Genomic DNA, 24,148 nt, shown 5'->3' with positions numbered 1-24,148 from the left:
CTGCCGCCTCCTTCCTGTCAGCGTCGCGTGCTTATTTCCATTTCGACAGCTTGTCGCCAAAGCGCTCGCCGAGCGTCATCGACATGCCTTGATTGCTCAGGGACACGTTCTCGTTGCCGGCGATTTCCTTCTGGTGGTTGGCGCTGGAACCGCGATCACCACGATCGCCGCGAGGTTGTCTTTCCTTCTCCGGCTTCGCAGGAGCCGCTGGAGCCTCTTCGGTTTCCTTGATGCTCAGCGAAACGCGTTTTTCAGCCGTGTTGATTTCAAGAATTTTCACTTGAACCTCTTGGCCTTCTTTCAACACTTCGTGCGGAGTGGCAATATGACGGTGTGCGATTTGCGAAATGTGCACAAGGCCTTCTACGCCAGGTGCGATTTCCACGAACGCGCCGAAGCCCGCCAGACGTTTAACAGTACCTGTCGTAATGTCGCCCGCTTTGAATTCGCGGTCAACCTTGGACCAAGGACCTTCTTGCGTTGCTTTGATGCTCAGGCTGATTTTGTCGTTGGCAGGGTCCAGCTTCAGTACTTGCACCTTCACTTGATCGCCTTCTTTAACGACTTCGGACGCCTTCTCAACATGGTGCCAAGCCATTTCGGAAATGTGCACCAGACCGTCGATGCCGCCGATATCCACGAACGCGCCGAATTGCGTCAGACGTTGAACGGTACCGTCCAGCACCTGACCGACTTTCAGGTCGTTCATGATTTGTTTTTTGTTCGCTTCATGCTCTTCGTCAAGCACGTCTTTTTGCGACAAAATCACTTTGTTTTTCTCGCGGTCGATTTCTTTCACGCGCAGGCGCAGGCTGCGGCCTTTGTAATCGCTGAAATCTTCTACGAAATGACGCTCAACCATCGAAGCCGGTACGAAACCGCGCACGCCCAGGTCTACGACCAGACCGCCTTTGACAACTTCAGCAACCGTTGCTTCAATAACTTCCTTGCTGTCCATTTGAGCTTGCAGCGTATCCCATGCTTTCTCGCTGTCTACAGCGCGCTTGGACAAGACAAGCGTTTCTTTCGCATCGTTGATTTGCACAACGCGCAGTTCTACTTCCTGGCCGATTTCAACGGCTTGGCCAGCATTTTCCAACTGCACGGAAGACAGCTCGCGAACCGGAATTACGCCGTCATACTTGTAGCCGATATCTACGAAAGCTTGGTCGGCGTCGACTTTAACGATTTTACCTTTAACGCTGTCGCCCTTCTTCAGCACGGCGACGTTGCTCATCGCTTGCTCGGCTTCGGCTTGGGATACGGCGTTTTCTTGCGTTTCTTGAACTTCTTGAGCTTGATCCTGTACTTTTACTTCTTCTGACATGGATATACCCTCCTCAATTAAACAACCTATCAATAAATAGTTTATAAGTCACAAAGCAGCTGCTCGTGGCGTCTACTCTGTTCAAAACAAAAACTTCCAAGCTCTTGTATGGATAGTATAATTCCAAGCTTTCATTTCCATACATCCGCTTGCGTTAACGGCCGCTGTGAGCGGCATGCAAGGCGCGAATGGCCTTCATAATCGCTTCCGTCGCCAATTCCAGATCCTCGGAAGTCGCGCCGGAATAGGCGCTGATATCAACCGGGGGACCGTAGACGATCGTCATGCGGCGAAAGAGCGCGTAATTGCCGATAATCGCCACCGGCACGACCGTAGCCCCCGACTTCAATGCAAGGCTTGCGGCGCCCTTCTTGCCCATACCGCCCGCGCTGTTGCGCGTCCCTTCCGGGAAGATGCCCATCATGCTGCCGGACTTCAACAGCTGAATCGCCAGGCGAATCGACTCCTTGCTCACGCCGCCGCGCTTAACGGGAAACGCTCCGACCTTGGTGATCAGCGCGCCAAACAACGGAATGTCAAACAACTCGGCCTTGGCCATAAAATGCACCTTGCGGCTCAGCGGAGTGCCGAGCAGCGGCGGATCAACCATGCTGATATGGTTGGAACACAGCACGACAGGACCCTCGGCGGGGATGTTCTCTCTGCCGATGGCCCGCAGCCGGAACAAAAGCGCAAATAATACGCGGAACATAGCTCGGCCAATCAGATACAGCATGCTACATGCCACCCCCGACCTTGTCCTTGCAAAGTCCGAGAATCTCATCCACGACTTCCGCGATCGTCATCGTCGTACTGTCCATAAGAATCGCGTCGTGGGCCCGGACAAGCGGAGAAATTTCTCTTTCCTGATCCATCTGGTCGCGGCGGGCGATATCCTGCTCCAGCTGCTCCAGCGTCATCGTACACGAGCCGCTGTCCAGCATCTCCTTATAGCGCCGTTCCGCGCGTTCCTTGACGCTGGCCGTCAGGAAAATTTTGATTTCGGCGTCAGGCATCACCTGCGTGCCGATATCGCGCCCGTCCATCACCACACCACGGCTCGCCGCCATCTGCTTCTGCTTGGCGACCAGCACCTCGCGAACGCCGCCAATGCTGGCGATTTGCGATACGTGATCCGTAATATCCGTCGTGCGGATCGGTCTGGTCACATCGACGCCGTCGACCAGCACCTGTTGCCCTTCCGGGCGCGGCACCAGCTCGATGCCGATACGTTCGGCAAGCGCCGTAACCTCGTCCTTTTGTTCGGGAAGCAGCCCTTGCTGCAGCACCTTCCACGTTACTGCCCGATACATGGCCCCCGTGTCGACATAAACAAACCCGAGCGCTTCCGCCACCAGACGGGCGATCGTGCTTTTGCCGGCTCCGGCGGGTCCATCTATGGCAATATTGTACTTTTCCAAAGCTGCCCTTCCTCCTAACAGTACCTTACGAACAAAAAAGCAGGCACTGCCTGCTGACGTAGAAAATTATACCACAGCCATGTAGCAGATGCAAAATCTGGACCAACGCCGCACAGAGCCGTCCGGCAGCAGCTAGGGAGCCGCCGGCTGCTCTTGCCGGTACGGCTTGCCCTCCAGCTGCTCGACTCGCGTCAGATGCAGCCGGACATAAGGAACCTGCAGCAGCAGCTGAACGGCTACAAGCAACACAAAAAAAACGAGCATCGTCCGGATCAGCGCTTTCTCCACCTTCGCTGAAAACCGGATGAACAGCTGCTCGTACAATCGTCTTTTACGATCGGAACTCACCTGACGCCACCTGCCTGAAGCTGGTTTATGTTCGCAGTATGCCCCAATCGCCGCGCCTTCATGCCGTTATCTTTTGCGAAAATCCATCTGCCGCTCGAAACAAAAGCGAATCAGCTTCTGCCGGTCCCGGTCGGTGATCTCGATAAAGCGCACCATGGCCAGCTGCTTGCCGCTTTCCAGTTTTTTGACGCGGACGATTTCTCCCTTGAGCGGAACGTGCTCAATCGCTCCGTTTTTGTAAGGCACCAGCACCCAGCAGGAAATCGGGGCCTGCACGCCCAGCGGAATGTAGCCGTCGCAGACAAAGGAGATGCCGCCGCCGCCGACGTCTTCGGTCAGAGCTACGAATTGCAGCTGCTCGGAGAACTTGACCGCGATCTCCAGCTCCGCCGGCACGCGCAAAAAGCTGCGCCGCTGCACCTGCGTAATCGCCTCCGGCTCAGGCTTGCGGATTTCCACCAGCCGGATCACATCTTCCCTGAAGCCGCTTACCGACGTCGTAAAATAGTTCTTGACCCCGCCCTGCGACACGAAGTAAGCGCTGAGCTCGTCGCCCATATACAGCTTCTTCAGCCGGCCCGTCTTGTCGTTCAGCGGCACTTCCATGACAATGACCTCATCGGAAATATCGGCAATTCTCGATTTATATTCGATCTTGGCTTCTTCCTCGTCAATCGTGTTTACCTGTAAATGCAAAATCTGGTTTACTTTAGGAAGCATTACGTGCACCTCCGCGCTTCTTCTGCCAAAATCCTGGTTCCTAAGATCTACGTTAGTAATTATACCATGACAGGACGATTTAGGAAGCAAAAAAAGCAGAAGCGGCTCCGGCCGCCTTCCGGCGCGATAGAAGCCGCATTGGAGCGTCTGAGTCGCGAGTCGCATGTCCCGCGGCGCAGGGGCCCGGGCGCGGCAAAAGCCTGCTTTGTCAGCAGGCTGTACCGACCTTATTGTGCTTGGCGCTTGCTTACGCAGCCACTCAGGTTTTTTTGCCGACGGCATCGGCCTCCTGCGGCCTGATCGAAACGATCTTTTCTTCTTCACCCGTATCCGCGTTCACGAATACCCGATACAGCTGGCCGTTGAACTGGCCCAGAAACTCGTGGCACAGCACCTCCTGATCGAGATCGTTTTTGATGATGGCCAGATTTTCGCTTTTGACCTCCATGCCCGGATTCAACGTTTTCTTCGCTGCCGCCACATCGATGCGCGGCTTGCCGATCTTCCGCTCGCCTTGCGCGAACACGTAGTCCGATGCCTGAATGCCGGTCACCTCCAACGTATCGAGCGCCACCTTGACGCTGACACGCTGCGGATACACCGTCACATCGTTTTGCCGCTTGGCGAAGATGATATCGGCCACGTTCTGATACTGGTCAAAGCTGACAGCGCTCATGTCGGGAAAACCGTGCTGATCGAGAAATTCGCCGGCAATATCCCGGGCCTGCCGCCAGGTATATTTACTTTCGGTGACCGTGCGGGGCTTCATATAATAGATCAGCTGGCCGCCTTTTTTGGTAAAATCCATATGCGTATCGCTGCCGCCGGCCTGACCGGAGAGCAATACACTGAAGCTTTGATACTCGGGCGCGCTGCTGCCGTTTTCGACAACCGTCATGGCCGAAGGATCGGCGCTCTGACCCCCTTGGCCGAGAAACTCCACCGCCTTGGCCTTGATTTCGTCTGGCGTCATGTCCTTGCCGTTCAACGCCTGCACATTGTTTGCTTGAAAGACATTCAGATTGGCCGGTCCCCAATTAAGCTCGGGATAGGCCGACACCTTTTTGTCGACCGTGGCAAAGCCGTCAATAATCGCGTTATCGCGCACTTCCTTTTGCGAGGCCAGCGCCGACTCGACATCCATCCAGCGCAGATTACTGGCAATAACCTTGTCCTGCACCCCGCGGATTTCCCCTGTAAGGTCGCCGGCATGCTGATACAGCGCATTCAACGTCTTCAGCTCGTCTTCGCTCAGCGGCTGCCTGGTCGTGTCGCGTACCGCCATCCGATAGGAGAAGTTGGCCATATTGGCCAAAAAATCTTGCGTTTTATTGAAAGGCAGCAGCGTCAGCGGCAGTTGATTGATGTCGCTTTGCGCCTGGCTCGTCAGCCGCCACACGTTCACCAGTCCCTTGCGGTACGAGGGCTCCGTCGGGGAGTTGACCGCCAGCGTATTACCGAGCTCCGTATGCAGCTTGTCGATATGGTACGAAAGATCGTGGAACGCGCGCTGATACTGGTTTTCCGCTTTGATCAAAATCGTGTTTTTCTCCTGATGCTCCAGATATCCCCAGACTCCCGCGCCGATCAGCGCAATGGCCAGAAAAGGGAACATAACAATACTTAGCCGTTTGTACATATCCGTTCGCAAACTCCTTTCGCTTACCATACTGGCATGGCGTTAGTGTCTGCGCGGAATAAAAGGTTTATACATGCAAAAAAGCCAGCAAAAAAGAGCCTGCTCACAAGGAACGGCTCCTATTCGTCGGTCTCCATCTCAAAATCGTGCTCATTGCTGCAAATGCATTGGCGAAAGCCGGTATCGATCTTGCCTTTTTCCTTTTTGCCCTTCAAGACAAAGCGCTCGCCGCATTGCTTGCAGCGGATCGTCACCTTCACTCTGGTCGTCACCACGGACATGTCTGATTCCTCCCGGTTCATCCGCTTCCGGACAAGCCGGATGCAGAAGCATCTACTGACCATTATCGCCACGATCAGCCGGTTTTAATCTCTTCCTCCGCATGCAAAACGCGAAACGGCGAGCGCTCGTTGGCCCGCTTGACTCTAAACAGCGTACTGACCCACAAAAAGCCCATCACCGGCAAAATGAACCACACCCAGTTCGCTTTGGCTACGAGCAAAATGTAGTCGAACGAGCCGTGCCAGACAATCGGCAGCAGCAGCGACATCCATAAGTAGCGGTTGCGGCGCTCCGGCGTAAACTTCGCTTTACCCATGTAATAGCCCATCAGCACCCCGAACAGCGCGTGCGCCGATACCGGCAGCAAGGCGCGCAGCAGTAATGCCGAGAACGACGACGCATTCAAAAACGCGTACAGGATGTTCTCCAGCGTCGCGTAACCGAGGCTGACCGCTACGGCATAAACGATGCCGTCATACGGCTCGTCGAAGGAGGCGTGACGATAAATCAGATGATACAGCACGAACCATTTGAAAAATTCCTCCAGACCGCCCGACAAAAAAAACGCCGAAACGAAGGTGCCTTTGCCGACCTCATGAATGAAGGCGTGCTGCAGCACCATTGTCGGAAATACGATCAGAAAACCGAAAGCAAACATGCGCAGCACCAGATGAATCGGCTCCGACTCGTAGCGGTCCTTCAAATAAAAATAAGCAAGCAGAGAGAGACCGGGCGCCACTGCGGCCAGCAGCACCGAAACGATGTGCATAGATGCTCCCCCTTCTTCCCGAATCGAATGCAAGTAATACCAGCGGGCTTGTCCTAAACCCAACCGCGAAAGCGCGACGCCTCGGCCATTTTGCGCACCCCGACCATATAAGCGGCCAGACGCATATCTACACCGCGCGTACTATGTACATTATAGACAGTTTCGAACGACTTTTCCATGACCTCCAGCAGTTTGTCATGAACTTCCTTTTCCGTCCAGTAATAGCCCTGGTTGTTCTGCACCCATTCGAAATAGGACACAATCACCCCGCCGCTGCTCGCCAGCACGTCAGGCACCAGCAGCACGCCGCGTTCGGTCAAAATTTTCGTCGCTTCCAGCGTCGTCGGGCCGTTTGCAGCTTCGACTACAATACCCGCGCGGATGCGTTCGGCGTTGTCGAGCGTAATCTGGTTTTCGATGGCCGCCGGCACGAGAATGTCGCATTCCTGCTCCAGAATCTCTTGGTTCGTCAGCGTTTCCTTGAACAGCTTCGTGACCGTACCGAACGAATCGCGGCGGTCCAGCAGGTAGTCAATGTCGAGTCCTTCCGGGTTATACAGCGCGCCGTGCACGTCGGAAATGCCGATCACTCGCGCGCCGGCGTCGTGCATGAACTTGGCCAGATAGCTGCCGGCATTGCCGAAGCCCTGAATGATCACGCGCGCATCCTGCAGCGGTATGCCCCGCTTCTGCAGCGCCTTGTCGATCATGATCGTCACGCCCTTGGCCGTGGCCGTTTCCCGGCCGTGCGAACCGCCCAGCACGAGCGGCTTGCCGGTGATGAAGCCGGGCGCGTCGAACTCGCGGATACGGCTGTATTCATCCATCATCCAGGCCATTATTTGCGAGTTGGTCATCACGTCCGGCGCCGGGATGTCCTTGGAGGGGCCGACCAGCTGACTGATGGCGCGGACATAACCGCGCGACAACCGCTCCAGCTCGCGGAACGACATGTCCCGCGGATCGCAGATGATGCCGCCCTTGCCGCCGCCGTACGGCAGGTCGGAAATGCCGCATTTCAGGCTCATCCAAATCGACAGCGCCTTGACCTCGTCTTCATTGACGTCAGGGTGAAAGCGCACGCCGCCCTTGGTTGGCCCCACCGCGTCGTTGTGCTGCGCCCGATAGCCGGTAAATACCTTGACCTTGCCGTCATCCATACGTACCGGAATGCGCACCGTCAGCACGCGCAGCGGCTCCTTGAGCAGCTCGTACATGTCTTCGCCGTAGCCGAGGCGCTTGAGCGCCTCGTGAATGACCGTTTGCGTCGATTGGAGAACGTTGAGATTTTCTGAATTTGCCACAGGAACCACCTCGCGGACATTGGTTTTAAATGAACAGCGCTTTATCGTTAAAAAACTGCAGCGGAATCGCCCCTAACGGGCCGTTGCGGTTTTTGGCCAGCTCCAGCGTCAGCTGCGCTTCGCCTTCTGGCTCGGCAGCGCCCGGCTTCAGCAGCATCACGACGTCGGCCGACGCCTCCACGCCCTCAGGCAGCCGCGCCATGTCCGGTTCTAGCGCCGTAGCGGCGATCACCGGACAATTCCACTCGCGCGACCACTGCTTGAGCGTGTAAGCAATCGCCGCCTGCTGCTGCTGCCACGTCAGCGCCGCGGCCAGCTTGCCGGCAGGCACCCGCTGCAAATGGTCGACGAACACCACCGGCTCGCGGCCGACGATCACGGCGATGCGCTCAATCGACGTGGCCACCTGCTCCAGCGAGGTGTCCAGCGAGCATTCGAGCGTCCAGAGCATCTTGCTGATCGGCGCATACGCCTTGTTCGCTTCGACGACCCGCTCCGGCTCCAGCTTGCCGGCCAGCACCTGCTGCGGCGCAATGCCGATCAAGCGGGCAATGCTGCGCGCCCACAGCTCGAAGCCGGTCATATCCCACGTCACGAATACGACGGGCGTTTGCTGAAGCGCAATATGATCGGCCATTTGCTTGAGCAGCATGCTTTTGCCGCTTGCGCCCGGTCCGGCCAGCAAATACAGGCCGCTGGCAAAGCCGCCGAACAACAACGCGTCCAAGCTGGCAAAGCCGCTCGTCAGCGTCGCGACCTGTCCGCGGAAACGCTTCATGTATTCTTCAATATAAATGGTTGTGTTTTTGGCGTCGGGAGCCACAGGAGCCAGCATCGTTTCCTCGACCGTCTGGTTGACGATTTGCAGGAACGTCTCCGCGGGATTTTGCGCCCGGACAAACAGGTCGTTAATATCGCGGATCGCTTCCGGCAAATTGACGATATAGGTTTCTTTAGTGTGCTCGCGCAGGATTGTCTGTATGCGGATCGATTCGCGTCGCCCCGTTTCGTCGTTGCCCATGCAAATGTAGACGCGTTTGTCGGCCAGCAGCGCCGCATGCTGCTCGCGAAAGCTGGCGTAATCCGGCACGCACACAGCAGGCAGCCGCGCCTGCGCCAGTGTCAGCACGTCAAAGATGCCGTGGCAGAGCACGACCTCGTCCGTTTCCTCCAGCGCCTCGTAATTGAACAATACATGCTCTACACCGTACAACGGCTTATATTTGGGCTCGCGGTGGTCGATGGAGCGCCCGATTAAATCGACGAGAGCGCCTTCATGATTACGGATCGGCACGATCACACGATTTTCAAAATAATCGCCCAGCTGGTTCTGATCGACGTAAAACCCGATTTTGCCCAGCTCGAAGCCGATCCCGAATTGCTCGACCGTCTCCTCCGTAATGCCTCTTTTTTCCAGATAAAAATACGCCTCTTCCCTCATCTGCTTTTGGTAATAGGCAAGCAGCCCATCCAAATCGACAGCCGAGGGAGCAGGCGCTAAAGGTTTGCGTTCCATGTTCATCATTCCATCATTCTCCCATCAAAAAAGCATCCTGCAAAAACGGACGTTTTTGAAAGATGCTTGTTCTTCTTGTTGCCTGCAAGCTCAATGTATTAGCGGAAATGGTGACAAAGCACCTTCACGGCATCGTCGGCGATAATAACCTTGCCGTACTCCTCAAGCACAGCCGACGTCACAGAAGCAGCTTCTCCATATTCGGAAAGCACAGCAATCAACGCCTGGTATTTCGTGTCTTCCAGTTCAACCGGCTCCAATTGCAGAATATACTTGCCCTTATACGAATAAAGGACGCCGCCTTCCATCAACAGCGGATTAATAATCTTGGCTACGCGCAGCAAATCTTCAAAATCGCGGAACGCATAACAGATCAAATCGCTTTGCTCCAGCGTGACTTCCATCTCGTATACTTCTTCGGCTTCCTGATCGTCGTAGTTGTCCGAGCCGCTGTACAGGTCCATCTTGCCGCGGGTCACAATGACGACCATGCCTTGCGCCGGAAGCGCGAACACTTCAACCGCCAGCGGGCCGGATGGATCGAACCCGAGCTCCGAATAAGCTTGGTCCATCATTTCGCTGAACAGCTCGTGAACCTTCGGAATCTCGCGCCACATGTCATCCTTTTGAATCCCGCGTTCGGTCAGATCGTCAAATGTAAGGAAAATCCGTATCTTATCCTGACTTAAGCGCTCAATTTTCATGATAGGATCCTCCTTCGAGCTTTCCACCCGGAAAGCATGTTATTATAACAGAATATGACGGGGAGAAGGAAAAGGTGAGCGGGAAAAGCGGTATGCACCCATAAGCCATACTCCTTTTCTCCTATCATGTTATCATTTTTCGAAGTAAAATGCACGCGGAACATTCGGTTATAATAAAAAAAGCACAGCCGGCACTGTGGATATGCCAAGCTGCGCCCGAAGCGGCCGCTTACTGGATCGTGGTCGCCTGTTCCTTGTTTTCCTCCAGAATTTCATTGACCGTTTGCTTCAGCGACGAATCGTTTTTCACGATGTCCTCGACCTTGTCCAGACCGCTGCCGGACGTTTTGAAGCTTTTGGCGGAAAGATCCGTAAACGATTTGCCCGAGAACGTATCCTTCGTTTTCCCGACTGTCTTGCCCATCGAATCGCTGGTCGAGCTGAACGCCGACATCAAGAGCGATCCGCCTGTTTTCCGGTTCAGATAAACAACCGCTGCCGCGCCCACTACGCCGCCAAGCAAAAAGGTTCCGATTCGCATGCATATCCCTCCAGTATACAAGTATGGTCAACCATGCTTTAGATTGCGTCGATTGTCCTGCTCCCATACGCCGCCGCCGCAGGAAAACATAGGAGAAGCGAAGCTCGAAAGAAGCTCGCCAGATGTGATACACTATAGAGCACAAACAAATCAAAGGAGCCTGGAGCTATGACCAAAGCAAGTATGTCCCTGCTGCTGATCGGCTTGCTGCTCAGCGCATGCAGCGGCGCGCACGACGCGCCCGCCCAGTCGGCTGCCGGTTCCGGCGAGCAGGCTGCGTTTACCGCAAGCCCGTCCCCTACGGCAACGCCTACCCCAACGCCGACAGCGACGCCAACGCCCCAGCCAACGCCAGAGGAGGTGGCCAAGACGTACCACATGAACAAAAATTACGATATCGTGCCCAATGATCCGAACGGCAACAAGAAGGTCGTACTGCTGACCTTTGACGACGGTCCTAAGGACAAGGAAACGAATGAAGCGCTGATCGCCACGCTCGCCAAGCATAACGCCAAAGCGATCTTTTTCATGAACGGCTACCGGATCAAGCAAAAGCCGGAGCTGGTCAAGCTCGTGCACGACAGCGGGCAAATCGTCGGTAATCATTCGTGGGACCATATCGATTTGAAAAAGGAAGCGAACGCCAAGGTCGACCAGCAAATCGGCGACGTTCAGCAGATCGTCAAGGAGCTGATCGGCGAAGCTCCGGTCTTCTTCCGCCCGCCTTACGGCTCGGGCAGCGACTACGTCCGCGCCAAAGCCAAGGAAGAGAAGCTGCTTTATATGACCTGGTCCAACGGATCGCTCGACTGGGAAATGACCAACAGCAAAAACGATCCGAACAAGGTGGTCGAAAACGTGCTGAACCAGTTGCACAATGGCAGCAATATCTTGATGCACGAGCTGCCGTGGACGGCGCAGGCGCTGGATACGCTGCTGTCCAAGCTGGAAGAAAAGGGCTACACCTTCGTCGACCCGCGGGCAATTGAACCGGAAATGAGATAAATGGAAATAAAAAAGAAAGACCTGCGTCATCGGCTGCAGCCGATGGAAACGCAGGTCTTTTTGCCGTTGACGGCTGCTTCGAAAACGAAGACCGCAACGCGCCCTGTTTTAATAGGTAATCACAACTGTTCGGGTGCTGTCCACATAATCCACCTTCGCGCCGAGCGCTTGCGACAGCAGTCTGACCGGAATCATCGTCGTTTCGTTGATCAGCTGCGCTGGCGATTCCGTGGCGTATTCGGTGCCGTTGATAGCATACGCCGCGCGATTCGTATAGAAGGTAATCGTCTGATCCTTCTTCTTGTAAATCGCCGCTTTGTTGGCGTCGTCCCATGCTACTTCGGCGCCAAGCGCCGCGGCCAAATCGCGGATGTACAAATACGACGTACCGTTGACGATATACGGCAGCTGGCGCATCGGATACGCCACATCGTCCAGCGTATACTGATCGGCATCGAGGCCGAATTTGACGGTATGCGTCTGCGTCAGCCCGAAATTAACCAGCTGCATTTTATAGGTAACCGCATCCTCGTGCAGCTTCTGTGCCCCGATACCCGGCGTCGGCTCCGTCCGGAACTGCCAATCCTTCTGGAACACCTGCGTCCCGCCGCTGCTCATGCTGACGTTCAGCTTCACGTGAGCGCTGTATACAGCATCCGGCTGGAGCGGCTTATCCGCCATAAAAATGACTTCATTGGTTAAATGATCATCTTTGTCCGGCTCGTTGGTCAACAAGCTGACGTTGTTGCCCTTTGCGTCCTGCAAGCTGACTTCGAGGATGCTGACCTTCTCGACGTTGGAACCGTACACCCCGGCCATCATCGGGTAGCCGACCGGATATTCGGCTTTGGGGTGCAGGCGCAGCGGGTCGGGCGATTCATGCCCGTCGAAGGAGGTCGGCACGTACGGGTCGGAGCTGGCAGGCGATACGACCATTTGCGGCAATCCGCCGCTGTCGTAGCCGAACTCGACGACATGATAGTCTCCGTCGCGGTACACGCCGATTTCTTTCATATCAGGCATCATAAACGGCGAACGGTGGTAAGGGGCGTTAAACAAGCTGTCGATCGCTTCGACCAGCGTCGATTGATTAAACGCGACGTCTTCGCCGCCGCCGCCCATGTAGCCGACGTATTCCAGCCGGTCGCCAAGCGATGCTCCGATATAGCCCGGCTTGCCCTTTTGCTCACTGTGGAGCGACACGTTCGTATTAATCGCGTCCACGGCATTTTGCGCCAAATATTGCGCATGCTTCATCGCAGCCGTATTCAGCGCCGTGTTAAACTTCACGGCCGGCAGGCCAAGCAGCTTGCGGTAATCGTTGATCGCCGCCAAGCCCTTCTCTTGCTCCTCGCTGATGCCATCGGCCAGCGCCGAAGCGTTTTTGGCCACGGTAAAGCTCCACTGGAGAATCGCCGGCTGATAGCCGTCCAGTTGGAATTGCAAGCGCACCCGGTATACCCCCGGCTGCAGATCCTTGTCCGGCTTGTAGAGGAAGGTTGACGTATCCTTGTCAAACGTAATATCCAATTGCTCGTCGTTAATGAAAAATTGCGAGAATTGCACAGGGACATATTCGCTCAGATTGATCCGCACGCCGATGTCCGGCCGCACGAGCCCGATGGTGCCCTGCGGGAAATTGGAATAACCATACGATAACGCATAGGTCGGCTTGGCCGGCACAGCAATCAACGCCAGCAGCAGCGTGACAAAAACGGCAGCTTGCACATAAGCCCTTTTGCTCAGGGTTGCTCTCATCGGTTCGACTCTCCCTTCCAAATCTGGCAAAGAAAAAAAGCTATGAATCTATCATAGCTTCTTGGCAGATGTTGCACAACCATACGCGCGTGGAATTTACTGCTAGCATTGGCCGGAACTTCCCGGCTCAGGAATAGCGTACGCCCCAAACCGTTAAGCCGACGACCAGCGAAATAAATAGCCACAGCAGCGTCAGGTAAAATATTTTCGTCCATTTGCCCTTTTCGGTCGGGTGTACCGCCATGCGGGGCGGCAAATAGGTTTCGTCGCGGCGCTCCGCGGCTTTGCGGGCGGACCGCGGCGGAATCGGCGCCTGATCGCTCATCACTCCGGCTCATTCCTCCTTACCGTAGCGTAGCACGCAGCCCATCGTGAAATCGATCACGAAATGGGCGGCAATCGGGGTCCACAACGTCCCGGTATGGATGTATATCCATCCGAGACCGTAGCTGATGGCAAACACCATGCCCGTCATCAGCCAATGCTGCAAATAGCGAACGTGGATGGCCGCAAACACAATGCTTGTCCAATACGGTCCCCACATATACTGGACCGCTCCCCGAAACAGCAGCTCCTCGCAAATCGCAACCACCAGCGAAATCACGGCAATATGCCACAAGGGACGCTTGGCAAAAATCATCTTGTTGATACCGCCGTCATCGGTAATCTCCTTGGGCACCCAACGCGAAATGAGCATATCGCCGCCAAGTACGGCAAGGCCGAATACGACGCCCCACAGGACGATCCGCCAGCCGGACGCGAAATCAAACAGAGGAAGCAGCTTGTTGTGCTTTTGTAACAAAATGATAATCAGGCCGAGCGCCAGCGTCAATAGCTGGGTGATATATAAATTGAGCAGCAGCATGCGATCGTCGATCGTAGCGAGATCCACCTTGCCGAAGCGGATGTTTTTCAAGTCAAACTTTTTCATACCCATGTCCTTTCCGCTGCGCGTATTCCCTTTTCCGGCTTTTTCACCTATACTTAATTACATGAAAAAGAGAAACTGAGGAGTTCGATTATGGAGAAGCGTCTGACACGCACCGACTATCTATTCGCCCTTATGTTCATCTTCATGCTTGTCTGTATCCTGGGAGCGTTCTTCTACGGCTTGCGCGTCGGCCAGCAAAAATCGGACCAGAAATACGAAAAGCTGCTGCACGCCGGCGAAGCCGAAGTCGTTCAGGAGCCGGGAGCCTATGACCAGCAGGTGCTTGTCTCCTACTACCATACCATTTATTTGCCGTTTAGGGAATTTCAGAATAAATGGTTCGAGCAGCTGGGTCAGATCGAGGTTGGCGGTTCAACGGTTGATGCCTCCGATCTGCTGAAGGAACTGGGCAAGCTTGCGGATGAGAAATACAAGGTGCTCGAAGCGAAAAATATGCCGGCGTCTTCGCCGCTGCTGGTGCAGTCGCATCAGAATTATTTGAAAAGCCTCAAGCTGTACGGCGACGCGTTGCGCTCCTTCCAGTCGAAAGCCAACGCGATGCGCGGTCCGGAGCTGATCGACGCCATGAACGCCGACGCGTTTTTCCAGCAGGCCAAGCAGTTGGCGCTGACCGCGCAGAACAACTACTATGAGTCCATCGTCAAATGGAATCAGACCGTTTCCTCAGAAGTCGTCGTTTTCGATCCGAAAGCGAACGCTTCCTTTGACGAATGGCGGCAGATGAACCTGAACGTCAAAAATTTCTACGTGTCGGCCAAGCTGCTGCAAGGGATGACGTTCACGCCTTATTACCCGCAGGATCTCGTCATTCGCATGGACGACTTCATCGCTTCGGGTCAAGCCAAGAAGCTGAACGCCGCCGACGTCGATCAAACGATCAACCTGCTGATCAGCACCGACGCCGTCCGTACCGGAGACTTTGTCAAAGGTAAAGCGAAGTGGTACGGCAATGAGCTGCTGCCGCAGCTGCCGTTTTTCTTTGACGCCAATTAACGGCAAAAAAGCTGTCCGCTCCTCCCTCTGTCGAGGGTTGGGGGGACAGCTTTTTGTATAAGCGGCGATAGTGGCGCTTTGCTTTTGAGTCAGCAGGCCGGCTTAAGTCGCAGGCGCTGCGGCCCCGGATTGATTGCCAGCGGCTCCTTGTACACATCGCTCCAGCCGCGCACCTTGCAGGTCTGCAAGCGGAAGCCGCCCAAATGATTCAGCGCCTCTGCGCAAAAAACGGCCTTGTCGGCCCAAGCCGCCGGGACGGTAGCACACTGACCGCTGGCAAGCTGCCCCAGCAGCAGGCGGACGCGCGAGAAGTAGCCGGCACTCATTTACGCTCGCTTGCGGGATGGACGCTTACCCGCTTACCTTCTTACGTTCCGTCCGCTTCAATCGTACGCAAATCCGCGCAGCATGCCGATTGCCGCCATGCCGCCGTCGACGTTAATGACCTGCTCGAAGCCGCGTTCCTTCATAAATTCGCACACCATATAGCTGCGCACGCCATGCGCGCAAACGACGTAAATCGGCTTGTCGTCCGGCAGCTCGCCCAGCCGTCCCGGCAGCTGGTTCATCGGCACCAGCACCGCTTCGTCCAAATGATAATAGTTCCACTCGTGCTGCTCGCGCACGTCGAGAATCAGGCTGTCCTCCAGCTCCTTGCGCTCCAGCGCTGCGACAAACTCGCGCGGATGCACGCTTTCCACTTCCATCGTCCTTCCTCCTCCCGGCAGCAGTTGTTGCCGCCACCGTCTGATTCGTCTTATTTGAAGAATATCGAAATTTTTCGGCAAGTTCAAGACGTACCCCGTTGCATTGTCGTCCTCCATGCTTTAAAATGATAAAGGCTGGCCGGAAGTGGCTTTGCCGTGCGGGAACCTCCCGCGTGAAAGTGAGTTTTGTCTTTCATGTGAATTCGGTTCGACATCTATTGACACACCTGAGCCTGCATGTTACATTTATGAAAATTTGATATTCCAGTAAAGCATTGACGGAGATAAGCAAACAGAAACGTCGCTTTCAGAGAGCCGATGGCAGGTGCGAATCGGCAGCGAATCTTTTGCGGAGCACTCCAGAGTAACTGCGTCGAACTCCAGACTTGGGGCCGTAGGCGCAGTCGGATTCGGAACCCGTTATCGTTCCCGGTCGCAAGACCAATGGAGGCTGTCCGTGCGAACGGCTGGCGAATCAGGGTGGTACCACGAAAGCAAACAAGCTCTCGTCCCTTTGGCTACAGATGAATTCGATCTGTGTCGAGGCCGGGAGTTTTTTTAATGATATTTTTGAGGAGGAAGAGAAACATGTTTAAAGTTTTAGTGTCAGATCCAATCAGCGACATGGGGATTCAACTGCTTTATGATGCCAGCGACGTTGAAGTCGTGAAGCAAACCGGCTTGTCCGAGGACGAGCTTGTCGCCATCATCGGCGATTACGACGCGCTGCTTGTGCGCAGCCAAACCCGCGTTACCGAGAAAATCATGAATGCCGGCACGAAGCTGAAAGTCGTCGGCCGCGCCGGAGTCGGCGTCGACAACATCGATCTCGAAGCAGCAACCAAACGCGGAATCGTCGTCATCAACGCTCCGGACGGCAACACCATTGCCACCTGCGAGCACACGTTTGCCATGATGATGTCGGTCGCCCGTTCCATTCCGCAAGCATATAAGAAAACCGTAGGCGGCGTGTGGGACCGCAAAACGTTCGTCGGCGTCGAGCTGCGCAACAAGGTGCTTGGTATTCTCGGCATGGGCCGCATCGGCAGCGAAGTCGCCCGCCGCGCCAAAGTATTCGGTATGGACGTCATCGGCTACGATCCGTTCCTGACGGAAGAGCGCGCCGAGAAGCTGGGCGTGAAGCTGGGCTCCGTCAACGAAATCGCCGCACAAGCGGATTTCATTACGGTACATACGCCGCTGACGCCGGAAACGCGTCACCTGATCGGCAAGCCGCAATTCCAGCTGATGAAAAAAGGCGCTCGCATCATCAACTGTGCGCGTGGCGGCATCATTGACGAGCTGGCGCTGGTGGAAGCGATCGAGCAAGGTATCGTCGCCGGAGCGGCCTTCGACGTTTTCGAAGTCGAGCCTCCGCAAGCGGATCATCCGTTCCTGAACAACCCGAACATTATCGTCACGCCACACTTGGGCGCTTCGACCATTGAAGCACAAGAGAACGTGGCCATCGACGTATCCGAAGAAGTGCTGCACATCCTGCGCAACGAGCCGTTCAAGAACGCGGTCAACATGCCGCCGGTTCCAGCCAACGTGCTGAACGCGCTGCAGCCATATTTCAACCTTGGCGAGAAGATCGGCGACGTGCTGGGCCAAATCGTCCAAGGCGCCGTTCACGAAATCGTTGTGAGCTATGCCGGCGACCTGATTGACGTCGACACGAGCCCGTTGACCCGCTACATCGTCAAAGGCGTGTTCGCGAAGCAGCTCGAATCGGTGAACGTCGTGAACGCGATGCACTTGGCCAAATCGCGCGAAGTGAACATCGTCGAGCAAAAATCGAGCCTGTCCAGCAGCTTCACCAACCTCGTAACGGTGACAGTGAAATCGAAACAGGAAGAAAAAACACTGGCCGGCACCCTGCTGGCCGGCGTGGGCGAGCGCATCGTGCGCATCGACCAGTATCCGGTTGACTTCGCGCCAGGCGGCAACCTGCTGCTGATCTCGCACAACGATAAGCCGGGTATCATCGGCCGCGTCGGTACGCTGCTGGGCAACAACGACGTGAACATCGCGACTATGCAGGTCGGACGCAAAGGTGTCGGCGGTTCGGCGATTATGGTGCTGACCATCGACAAGCCGGCTCCGCAGGACGTGCTTGGCTCGCTGAACGAGCTGCCGGAGATCGTCAACGTTCGTGCGCTGACGCTGTAAATAGCGGCTTTCGCTGCCGTTCCGACGGCAAAGTGTTTCACGTAGAACAAGAATTTACCGGAAGGTTCAACAAAAAAGAGGCGTTTGCTGCGAAATTTCTCCAGCAAACGCCTCTTTTTGATGTCGAATCGCTTGTTGCCTTATTTCGGATCGCAAGGCAGCATAATCGTAAAGGTCGTGCCCTGCCCGACCGCGCTTTGCGCAGCGACGCTGCCCTGATGCGCGTCGATGATGTTCTTGACGATGGCCAGGCCCAGCCCTGTGCCGCCCGACGTACCGCGCGTTCGCGCTTTATCGGCTTTGTAGAAGCGCTCGAAGATGAACGGCAGGTCGTCCGGCGGAATGCCCTGGCCTTCGTCCGTCACGGCGATGCGGATCGCGCGGCGGCCACGCAGCATCGCCTTCTCCGCCTTGATGGCAATACTCGCCCCGCCGGGCGTGTGCCGAAAGGCGTTATCGAGCAGGTTGGTCAACACCTGCTCCAGCCTGTCCTCATCCGCGCGCCGCAGGATGAGGTCGTTGGCCGGGAGCGCCGCGCTCAGCGCGATGCCGCGCTCCTTCGCCAGCACCGCGAATTTGCGGTGCATGCGGCGCACCAGGGAGGCGACTTCGACCTCCCTGAAGTGCAGCTCGAGATGGCCGGCCTCCATCCGAGCCAGATCGAGCAGGTCGCGAACCAGCCGCCCCATGCGGAGCGACTCGTCGTGGATGACCTGCGCCAGCTCCTGCCGCTCCTCGGGCGTCCCGGCAATGTCGTCGAGCAGGGCTTCGCTGTAGCCCTGCAGCATCGACAGCGGCGTGCGCAGCTCGTGCGAGACGTTGGCGACGAAGTCCTTCCGCAGCTTGTCGAGGCGGAACTCCTCGGTCACGTCGCGCAGCACCGCTACAGCGCCGCGTACCTGCTCACGCGAGTACAGCGGCGTCATCGCCACCGACCAGACGCCGCTTTGCACGTGCAGCTTGTCAGCCCGCGCCTGCGACTCCTCGACGACCGCTTCAAACAGCGGACGCAGCGGGTCGGGCAGCGGCTCGTAGGCGCTGAGCTGATTGCCCGCAGCGAGCCCCCAGTCGCCGAGCGACGTGTCCGGCTTCAGCCGCTTCTCGCCGTCTCCCCATTGGATCGCGCTCCATTCCTGAATAATCCGCTCGCCCTGTGGGTTAGTCAAGATCACATACCCGTCCGCATCAATCGTGATCACCGCATCGGTCATACTGAGCAGCACGCTCGACAAATGCTCCTTCTCCTGGCTGAGCGCGCGGATGCTGTCCTGCAGCTCGACGCCCATATGGTTAAACGTCTTGGCCAGTTCGCCGATCTCGTCATTGGTCAGAATCGGCACCCGCGTGCCGTACTCCCCATGCGTAATCAGATCGGCCGCTTTTTTGAGCTGCTGCAGTGGACGCGTAATCCGTGAGAATAAGAAAAACGCGAAAAACGTCGTCATCAGAAAGCCCATCAGCGACACGTAAATGAACAACCGCAGCACGTAAGCCTGCGTCGCTTTGAGCGACTGCAGCGACTGGTAAAGCACGGTTGCCCCCAGCACACGGCCCTCCGATGTTTGCAGCGGCACAGCGACTGCGATGTACTCCGTACCGGAGCGGAAGCGGGTCGTCGCTTGCGCGTCAATTTGCTTGGTCATCACCTGACCGGCAAACACCTTGCGCAGCTCGTCGGCTGTAAAAAAATCGGCGATATGGAAATCCGCCAAGCTGCTGACGGCAACGCTCGGCATCGGCAGCTCTTGCAATTCGGTATCGACGACGAGCAGCCTCGCATCCTGATAACCGAGCAATTCATTGCTCTGGCGGTAAAATTCGGCGTCGGCCCAATGCCGCGCCGCTTCCGAGGAGTAGCGCATCGCCAGCCGCTCGATATTTGCTTTTTGATCCTTCGCCTGCGAGAAATATTCCCCAATGTAATTCACAAGAAAAAGGCCCAGGATGAGCAGCACAACTGCAACCAGGCCGATAATCGTTAACCATAGCTTGCCTACAACGCTCCGAAAAATAAACACTTATTTCGGCACCTCAAGCTTATAGCCTACTCCCCACACCGTCGTAATCATCGCCGCGGCGTCCGGGGAGACTTTGTTTAATTTTTCGCGCAGCCGCTTTACATGCGTGTCGACTGTGCGCAAATCGCCGAAAAATTCGTAATTCCAGACATCCTTGAGCAGCTCCTCGCGCGAAAACACCTTGTCCGGCGAAACCGCCAAATAATGCAGCAGCTCATATTCCTTGGGCGTCAGCGCAACCTCCTGCCCGCCCGCCGTTACGCGGTGCGCGTCGTGCTCGATGATCAGATTCGGGAACACAATGTTGTTGCTGGAGCCGGCCTCCTTGGACAAATACGCCGTCGCCGACGAGCGGCGGAGAATCGCCTTCACGCGGTAAATCACCTCGCGCGGGCTGAACGGCTTGACGACGTAATCGTCGGCGCCGACCTCGAACCCGTTGACGCGGTTCGTCTCCTCGCCTTTGGCCGTCAGCATGATCACCGGCGTCGACTTCACTTGTCTAAGCCGCGCGCACACCTCGATGCCGTCGATGCCCGGCAGCATCACATCCAGCAGCACCAGATCAAAGTCGGCGTCGGTCGCCATCCGCAGCGCGCTTTCGCCGTCTTCGGCCTCCTCGATGCGGTAGCCTTCTTTTTCCAAATACATCCGCAGCAAGCGGCGAATGCGTTCTTCATCGTCCACGACCAATATGCTCGGTTTCACTTCCATCGGCGTCTCCTCCTTGTTCCTTACAAGCTTGCCGGTGTTAGACCCCGGCGTACGAATGCAAGCCGGCAATGACCAGATTGACGCCGACGAGCGTAAACATCACCACGAGAAACCCGATGACGGACAGCCAGGCCGACCGTTTGCCCTGCCAGCCGCGCGACAGGCGCAAATGCAGGAACACCGCGTAAAATAACCACGTAATCAGCGCCCATACCTCTTTAGGGTCCCAGCCCCAGAAGCGGCCCCAAGCCTCCTGCGCCCAAATCATCGCAAAAATCAAGGCGCCCAGCGTAAACACCGGATAACCAATCGCAATCGCCCGATAGCTGATCTCGTCGAGATCCTCCGGGTCCATGCCTTGCACAACCGGACCAATCACCGCACCCAGCGGCTTGCGCGCGATCAGGCGCAGCACGCCGTAGAGCACAAGCCCGATCAACAGCGACCACAGCACCGTGTTCAGCTTGCGTCCCGCGCTTGCTCCCGCCATCCACGACGGCGCTTCGAACAAGGGCTTGTCGATGCCCAAGAACGACTTCATCTCCACAACGGTCGAGCCATGTGGCTGAACGATCGGCGGCAGCACGTAAGTCTCGGTCTGATCCGTCGATTGCGACGCGCCTTGGGCGTCGGTCGACACGACCGTTTTGCTGAATACAGCTTTATACCCCGTACCGTGGAACGTGAAAATCGAACCGATAAACGCAATCAGCATCAAAATGATAAACAGCGTAAACTCGACACCCCGCTGCTCGCGTTTGCCGGCTTTCGACGTCTGACCAAAATCAACCGTGCGCAGCAGATACATCAGCCCGCCCGCGAAGCCTACGGCGAAAAACGCCTCGCCCGACGCCGCTGTCGTGACGTGAATTTTCAGCCAATAGCTTTGCAGCGCCGGAATCAGCGGCTGCACCTCGCTCGGGAATACCGAAGCGTACGCAATAATAATGAAGCCAATCGGCAAAGCGAACACGCCGAGCACCGGCGCACGGTAGATCAGGTATACGATCAGGAACGCGCACATGATCATCATGCCAAGGAAGGTCATAAATTCATACATATTGGCCGTAGGAATATGACCGCCCGTATACCAGCGGGTAAAGAAATACGTCACCTGACAAATGAAGCCGACGACCGCTGTGCCGAACGCGACCCGGCTCCAGCTGCGGGTATGCTCCTCCGGCTTGCGGTTGCTCCACCTTTTACCCGTGATCGAGATCACAAAGAGAAAAAACGCGAGAATATAAACAACAAAAGCGATGAGCAAAAACGTGCTGCTGACTGAATTGACGTTCACGCCATTTTGCCTCCCTGTTCCAATGATTTCGGTGATACCTCGATGCCGGTTTTCGCCAGCATCGCCGCCGTTTCGTTGCGCAGGCCGAACCAGTTTTTGTTCGTGTGCGCGCCCAGCGTCAAGCGCCCGGCGTCAATACGCAGCCAAATGCGGCGGTGCTGCCAGTAAAAGCCCATGATCAGCCCGATCATTGAAATGGCCGCGCCGACCCAAATGTACGGCATCGCCTTGTCGACGCGAATGTTCAAATAAGATGTGTACGTGGAAAATTTGACGCCTTCCATCGAGCCGACCGACAAATCGAGCTTTTGCCCGATCACTCCGTTGATTTCATCCTGACGGAACGTCTCCTTGTCGACTTGTCTGGGGAAGTACAGATAAGGCTCTCCGCCCGCAGCGAGCCCCGGCCCGCTGATGTTGAAAATAAACGCCGGCGCCTTAGGCTCGTTGGACAAGCTCGACGGCTGGCCTTTGTCGTCCAGACCAAACTCCGGAAAGTAGCCCTTCAGCTTCAACGTGTACGGCCCTGCCGTATATTGATCCTGCGGGTTGGTCATCGGCAGCTCGAAGGAGCCGTACGACTCGCCGGTCGTTTTATTTTTCAGCGACGGCTGTACCGAAATGAGCAGCGGCGTCTGCTTGAAGTCAAATTGATAAGCCTTGAGCCCTTTGTAATCCAGCGGCTTATTGACGAAAATATCGGCTTCGTGCACCTTCTCCAGCACCGGCTGCTTGGTCGGATCGTCGCAATCGGCCGTGCAGTGGTACAGCACCGCTTTTGTTTCGTACGTTTTCGGAACCAGCTGGCCTTTTTCGCGGAACTCGTCGGAAAGCTCTTTGTCGCTGTACAGCTCAACCGTAAATTTGGCATTCTCCAAATAATAGGACGTGTCGGGAATTTGCTTGATCGCACCCTCCGGGAATCCGATGTACTGATCCATATGCCAGCCCGGAATGCTGCGCATCAGCACCCCGATCAGGAAAATAATCAGCCCGATATGGTTAATATACGGCCCCCAACGGCTGAAGCGATATTTCTCGGCCAGCAGCGCCGAATCCTCGGTGTACACGCGGTAATGCTTTTTGCGTAAAAAAGTCGCTGCACTTGTGAGCCATTCGGCTTCCGCTTGAGGCAAGCTGGCGCTTGCTTCGGCTGCGCTTGACGCCACGCCGGCTTCAGTCGCTGGTGCGGGGCTGCTGCGCTCGGCAGACGGTGCCGACCGGATGGCTTCGCTTGACGTGAAGCTTGCATCCGGCCGGCCTTGCGCCATCTCGGCAGACGCTTCCGGCTTGCGCAGGCTGACGCTTGCTTCGGCTGCGGACGCGCTGCCCGTTAACCCGGCCTCCACCGGAGCGTCTGCGCCCTGGCCTGCTTCCGCGCCGCCAACCGGCAAATCGCCGGAATACGTCACCCGCTGGCGGGTCAAAAACTGCGGATGCTTGCGCAGCTGCTGCTTCGACAGCGCGCGGTAGAGCGGAAGCACCCGATCAAGACTGCACACGACCAGCGACGTGCCGATCATAAACAACAACGTAATGAACCACCAGGAGCTGAAGGTATGCGTCAGCCCGAGCAAATAATAAATGTGACCGAGCGTACCATAGGTCGTTTTGTAAAACGTCGACGGGTCCATGTCGAGGAACGTATTTTCTTGCGGATAGATTGTGCCGAGCGCCGAAGCGAGCAGCGTAATCGCAATGATGTATACCGCTATTTTAACCGAAGAAAAAAAGTTCCAGACCTTGTCCACAATCGATGGATTCGCTTTCTGTGAGCGGCGTGCCGCGCCGTCGTAGCGCATCTCCAGCGGCTGCTGCTCATCCTCATCGGTTTGCGGCTTGCCGCAAGCCTCGCAGAGCACCGTACCGACCGGGTTTTGATGGCCGCATTCGCATTTCGTGTTGGCAAACAATTCTGATGCACCTCATTCCCGCTTCACGCAAGGCGTCGCCTTGGATAG

The 24,148-nt window shown here is 56.2% G+C and carries 24 protein-coding genes and 1 other annotated feature; of the genes, 3 read left to right on the top strand and 21 right to left on the bottom strand.

Features of this window, described 5'->3' with window-relative positions:
- Positions 1-31: 31 nt before the first annotated feature.
- The 12 genes from rpsA to B5M42_RS15320 form a co-directional block, all read right to left on the bottom strand.
- Complete coding sequence (rpsA, locus tag B5M42_RS15375) at positions 32-1,327, bottom strand: 30S ribosomal protein S1 (RefSeq protein ID WP_134750115.1); 1,296 nt, start codon at positions 1,325-1,327, stop codon at positions 32-34.
- A gap of 154 nt (positions 1,328-1,481) precedes the next feature.
- Complete coding sequence (locus tag B5M42_RS15370) at positions 1,482-2,063, bottom strand: lysophospholipid acyltransferase family protein (RefSeq protein ID WP_134750113.1); 582 nt, start codon at positions 2,061-2,063, stop codon at positions 1,482-1,484.
- 1 nt (position 2,064) lies between these two features.
- Entirely contained in the window at positions 2,065-2,748 is a 684-nt protein-coding gene (gene cmk, locus B5M42_RS15365; RefSeq protein WP_134750111.1) for a (d)CMP kinase, read from the bottom strand.
- A 132-nt stretch (positions 2,749-2,880) separates the two neighbouring features.
- Entirely contained in the window at positions 2,881-3,096 is a 216-nt protein-coding gene (locus tag B5M42_RS15360) for a hypothetical protein (RefSeq protein WP_134750109.1), read from the bottom strand.
- A gap of 66 nt (positions 3,097-3,162) precedes the next feature.
- Complete coding sequence (locus B5M42_RS15355; RefSeq protein WP_134750107.1) at positions 3,163-3,816, bottom strand: flagellar brake protein; 654 nt, start codon at positions 3,814-3,816, stop codon at positions 3,163-3,165.
- A 259-nt stretch (positions 3,817-4,075) separates the two neighbouring features.
- The gene (gene ypeB / locus B5M42_RS15350) at positions 4,076-5,455 is read right to left on the bottom strand and encodes a germination protein YpeB (RefSeq protein WP_134750105.1); all 1,380 of its coding nucleotides are present in this window, start codon (positions 5,453-5,455) and stop codon (positions 4,076-4,078) included.
- Positions 5,456-5,574: 119 nt separating this feature from the next.
- Entirely contained in the window at positions 5,575-5,736 is a 162-nt protein-coding gene (locus B5M42_RS15345) for a hypothetical protein (RefSeq protein WP_167689642.1), read from the bottom strand.
- 74 nt (positions 5,737-5,810) lie between these two features.
- Entirely contained in the window at positions 5,811-6,506 is a 696-nt protein-coding gene (gene prsW / locus B5M42_RS15340) for a glutamic-type intramembrane protease PrsW (protein WP_134750103.1), read from the bottom strand.
- Between the two features lie 53 nt (positions 6,507-6,559).
- Positions 6,560-7,810 carry a Glu/Leu/Phe/Val family dehydrogenase gene (locus B5M42_RS15335; protein ID WP_134750101.1) on the bottom strand — a complete coding sequence of 417 codons (1,251 nt, stop codon included), beginning with the start codon at positions 7,808-7,810 and terminating at the stop codon, positions 6,560-6,562.
- A 25-nt stretch (positions 7,811-7,835) separates the two neighbouring features.
- Complete coding sequence (locus B5M42_RS15330) at positions 7,836-9,335, bottom strand: DnaB-like helicase C-terminal domain-containing protein (RefSeq protein WP_230632938.1); 1,500 nt, start codon at positions 9,333-9,335, stop codon at positions 7,836-7,838.
- 89 nt (positions 9,336-9,424) lie between these two features.
- A complete protein-coding gene (locus B5M42_RS15325) occupies positions 9,425-10,030 on the bottom strand; it encodes a genetic competence negative regulator (RefSeq protein ID WP_134750099.1) in 606 nt (201 codons plus the stop codon).
- Between the two features lie 229 nt (positions 10,031-10,259).
- The gene (locus B5M42_RS15320) at positions 10,260-10,571 is read right to left on the bottom strand and encodes a hypothetical protein (RefSeq protein WP_134750097.1); all 312 of its coding nucleotides are present in this window, start codon (positions 10,569-10,571) and stop codon (positions 10,260-10,262) included.
- Between the two features lie 168 nt (positions 10,572-10,739).
- Between B5M42_RS15320 and B5M42_RS15315 the strand changes: the two genes are divergently transcribed.
- On the top strand, positions 10,740-11,576 hold the full coding sequence (locus B5M42_RS15315) for a polysaccharide deacetylase family protein (RefSeq protein ID WP_134750095.1): 837 nt from the start codon (positions 10,740-10,742) through the stop codon (positions 11,574-11,576).
- A gap of 108 nt (positions 11,577-11,684) precedes the next feature.
- Here the strand turns inward: B5M42_RS15315 and B5M42_RS15310 are convergent, their stop codons facing one another.
- From B5M42_RS15310 to B5M42_RS15300, 3 genes are all read right to left on the bottom strand, one after another.
- Positions 11,685-13,334: a stalk domain-containing protein gene (locus B5M42_RS15310; protein ID WP_134750093.1), complete on the bottom strand. Its 1,650-nt coding sequence runs from the start codon at positions 13,332-13,334 to the stop codon at positions 11,685-11,687.
- A gap of 127 nt (positions 13,335-13,461) precedes the next feature.
- Complete coding sequence (locus tag B5M42_RS15305; protein WP_230632950.1) at positions 13,462-13,659, bottom strand: hypothetical protein; 198 nt, start codon at positions 13,657-13,659, stop codon at positions 13,462-13,464.
- 9 nt (positions 13,660-13,668) lie between these two features.
- Positions 13,669-14,265 (bottom strand): CPBP family intramembrane glutamic endopeptidase, encoded by a 597-nt coding sequence (locus tag B5M42_RS15300; RefSeq protein WP_134750089.1) that lies wholly within the window; start codon positions 14,263-14,265, stop codon positions 13,669-13,671.
- Between the two features lie 90 nt (positions 14,266-14,355).
- Between B5M42_RS15300 and B5M42_RS15295 the strand changes: the two genes are divergently transcribed.
- A complete protein-coding gene (locus tag B5M42_RS15295; RefSeq protein WP_134750087.1) occupies positions 14,356-15,279 on the top strand; it encodes a hypothetical protein in 924 nt (307 codons plus the stop codon).
- 89 nt (positions 15,280-15,368) lie between these two features.
- Here the strand turns inward: B5M42_RS15295 and B5M42_RS15290 are convergent, their stop codons facing one another.
- On the bottom strand, positions 15,369-15,605 hold the full coding sequence (locus B5M42_RS15290) for a hypothetical protein (protein WP_134750085.1): 237 nt from the start codon (positions 15,603-15,605) through the stop codon (positions 15,369-15,371).
- A gap of 57 nt (positions 15,606-15,662) precedes the next feature.
- The gene (locus B5M42_RS15285; protein WP_134750083.1) at positions 15,663-15,986 is read right to left on the bottom strand and encodes a rhodanese-like domain-containing protein; all 324 of its coding nucleotides are present in this window, start codon (positions 15,984-15,986) and stop codon (positions 15,663-15,665) included.
- 266 nt (positions 15,987-16,252) lie between these two features.
- Positions 16,253-16,503, top strand: a binding site (T-box leader).
- A gap of 71 nt (positions 16,504-16,574) precedes the next feature.
- Between B5M42_RS15285 and serA the strand changes: the two genes are divergently transcribed.
- Positions 16,575-18,158 carry a phosphoglycerate dehydrogenase gene (gene serA / locus B5M42_RS15280; RefSeq protein WP_134750081.1) on the top strand — a complete coding sequence of 528 codons (1,584 nt, stop codon included), beginning with the start codon at positions 16,575-16,577 and terminating at the stop codon, positions 18,156-18,158.
- A gap of 140 nt (positions 18,159-18,298) precedes the next feature.
- Here serA and B5M42_RS15275 read toward each other — a convergent pair whose 3' ends face one another.
- Genes B5M42_RS15275 through resB form a run of 4 tightly spaced genes read right to left on the bottom strand, consistent with a single transcriptional unit; the run spans position 18,299 to position 24,100 of the window.
- Complete coding sequence (locus tag B5M42_RS15275) at positions 18,299-20,176, bottom strand: ATP-binding protein (RefSeq protein ID WP_134750079.1); 1,878 nt, start codon at positions 20,174-20,176, stop codon at positions 18,299-18,301.
- Positions 20,177-20,890, bottom strand: a complete 714-nt coding sequence (locus B5M42_RS15270) for a response regulator transcription factor (RefSeq protein WP_134750077.1) — start codon at positions 20,888-20,890, stop codon at positions 20,177-20,179.
- A gap of 37 nt (positions 20,891-20,927) precedes the next feature.
- A complete protein-coding gene (ccsA, locus tag B5M42_RS15265; RefSeq protein WP_134750075.1) occupies positions 20,928-22,187 on the bottom strand; it encodes a cytochrome c biogenesis protein CcsA in 1,260 nt (419 codons plus the stop codon).
- Entirely contained in the window at positions 22,184-24,100 is a 1,917-nt protein-coding gene (resB, locus tag B5M42_RS15260; RefSeq protein ID WP_230632937.1) for a cytochrome c biogenesis protein ResB, read from the bottom strand. The genes ccsA and resB overlap by 4 nt, the downstream gene beginning before the upstream one ends.
- Between the last annotated feature and the right edge of the window lie 48 nt (positions 24,101-24,148).

It is taken from the genome of Paenibacillus athensensis, assembly GCF_004514475.2.
GTDB classification, from domain to species: domain Bacteria; phylum Bacillota; class Bacilli; order Paenibacillales; family NBRC-103111; genus Paenibacillus_AL; species Paenibacillus_AL athensensis.
This window is presented reverse-complemented; position numbering and strand designations above follow the sequence as displayed.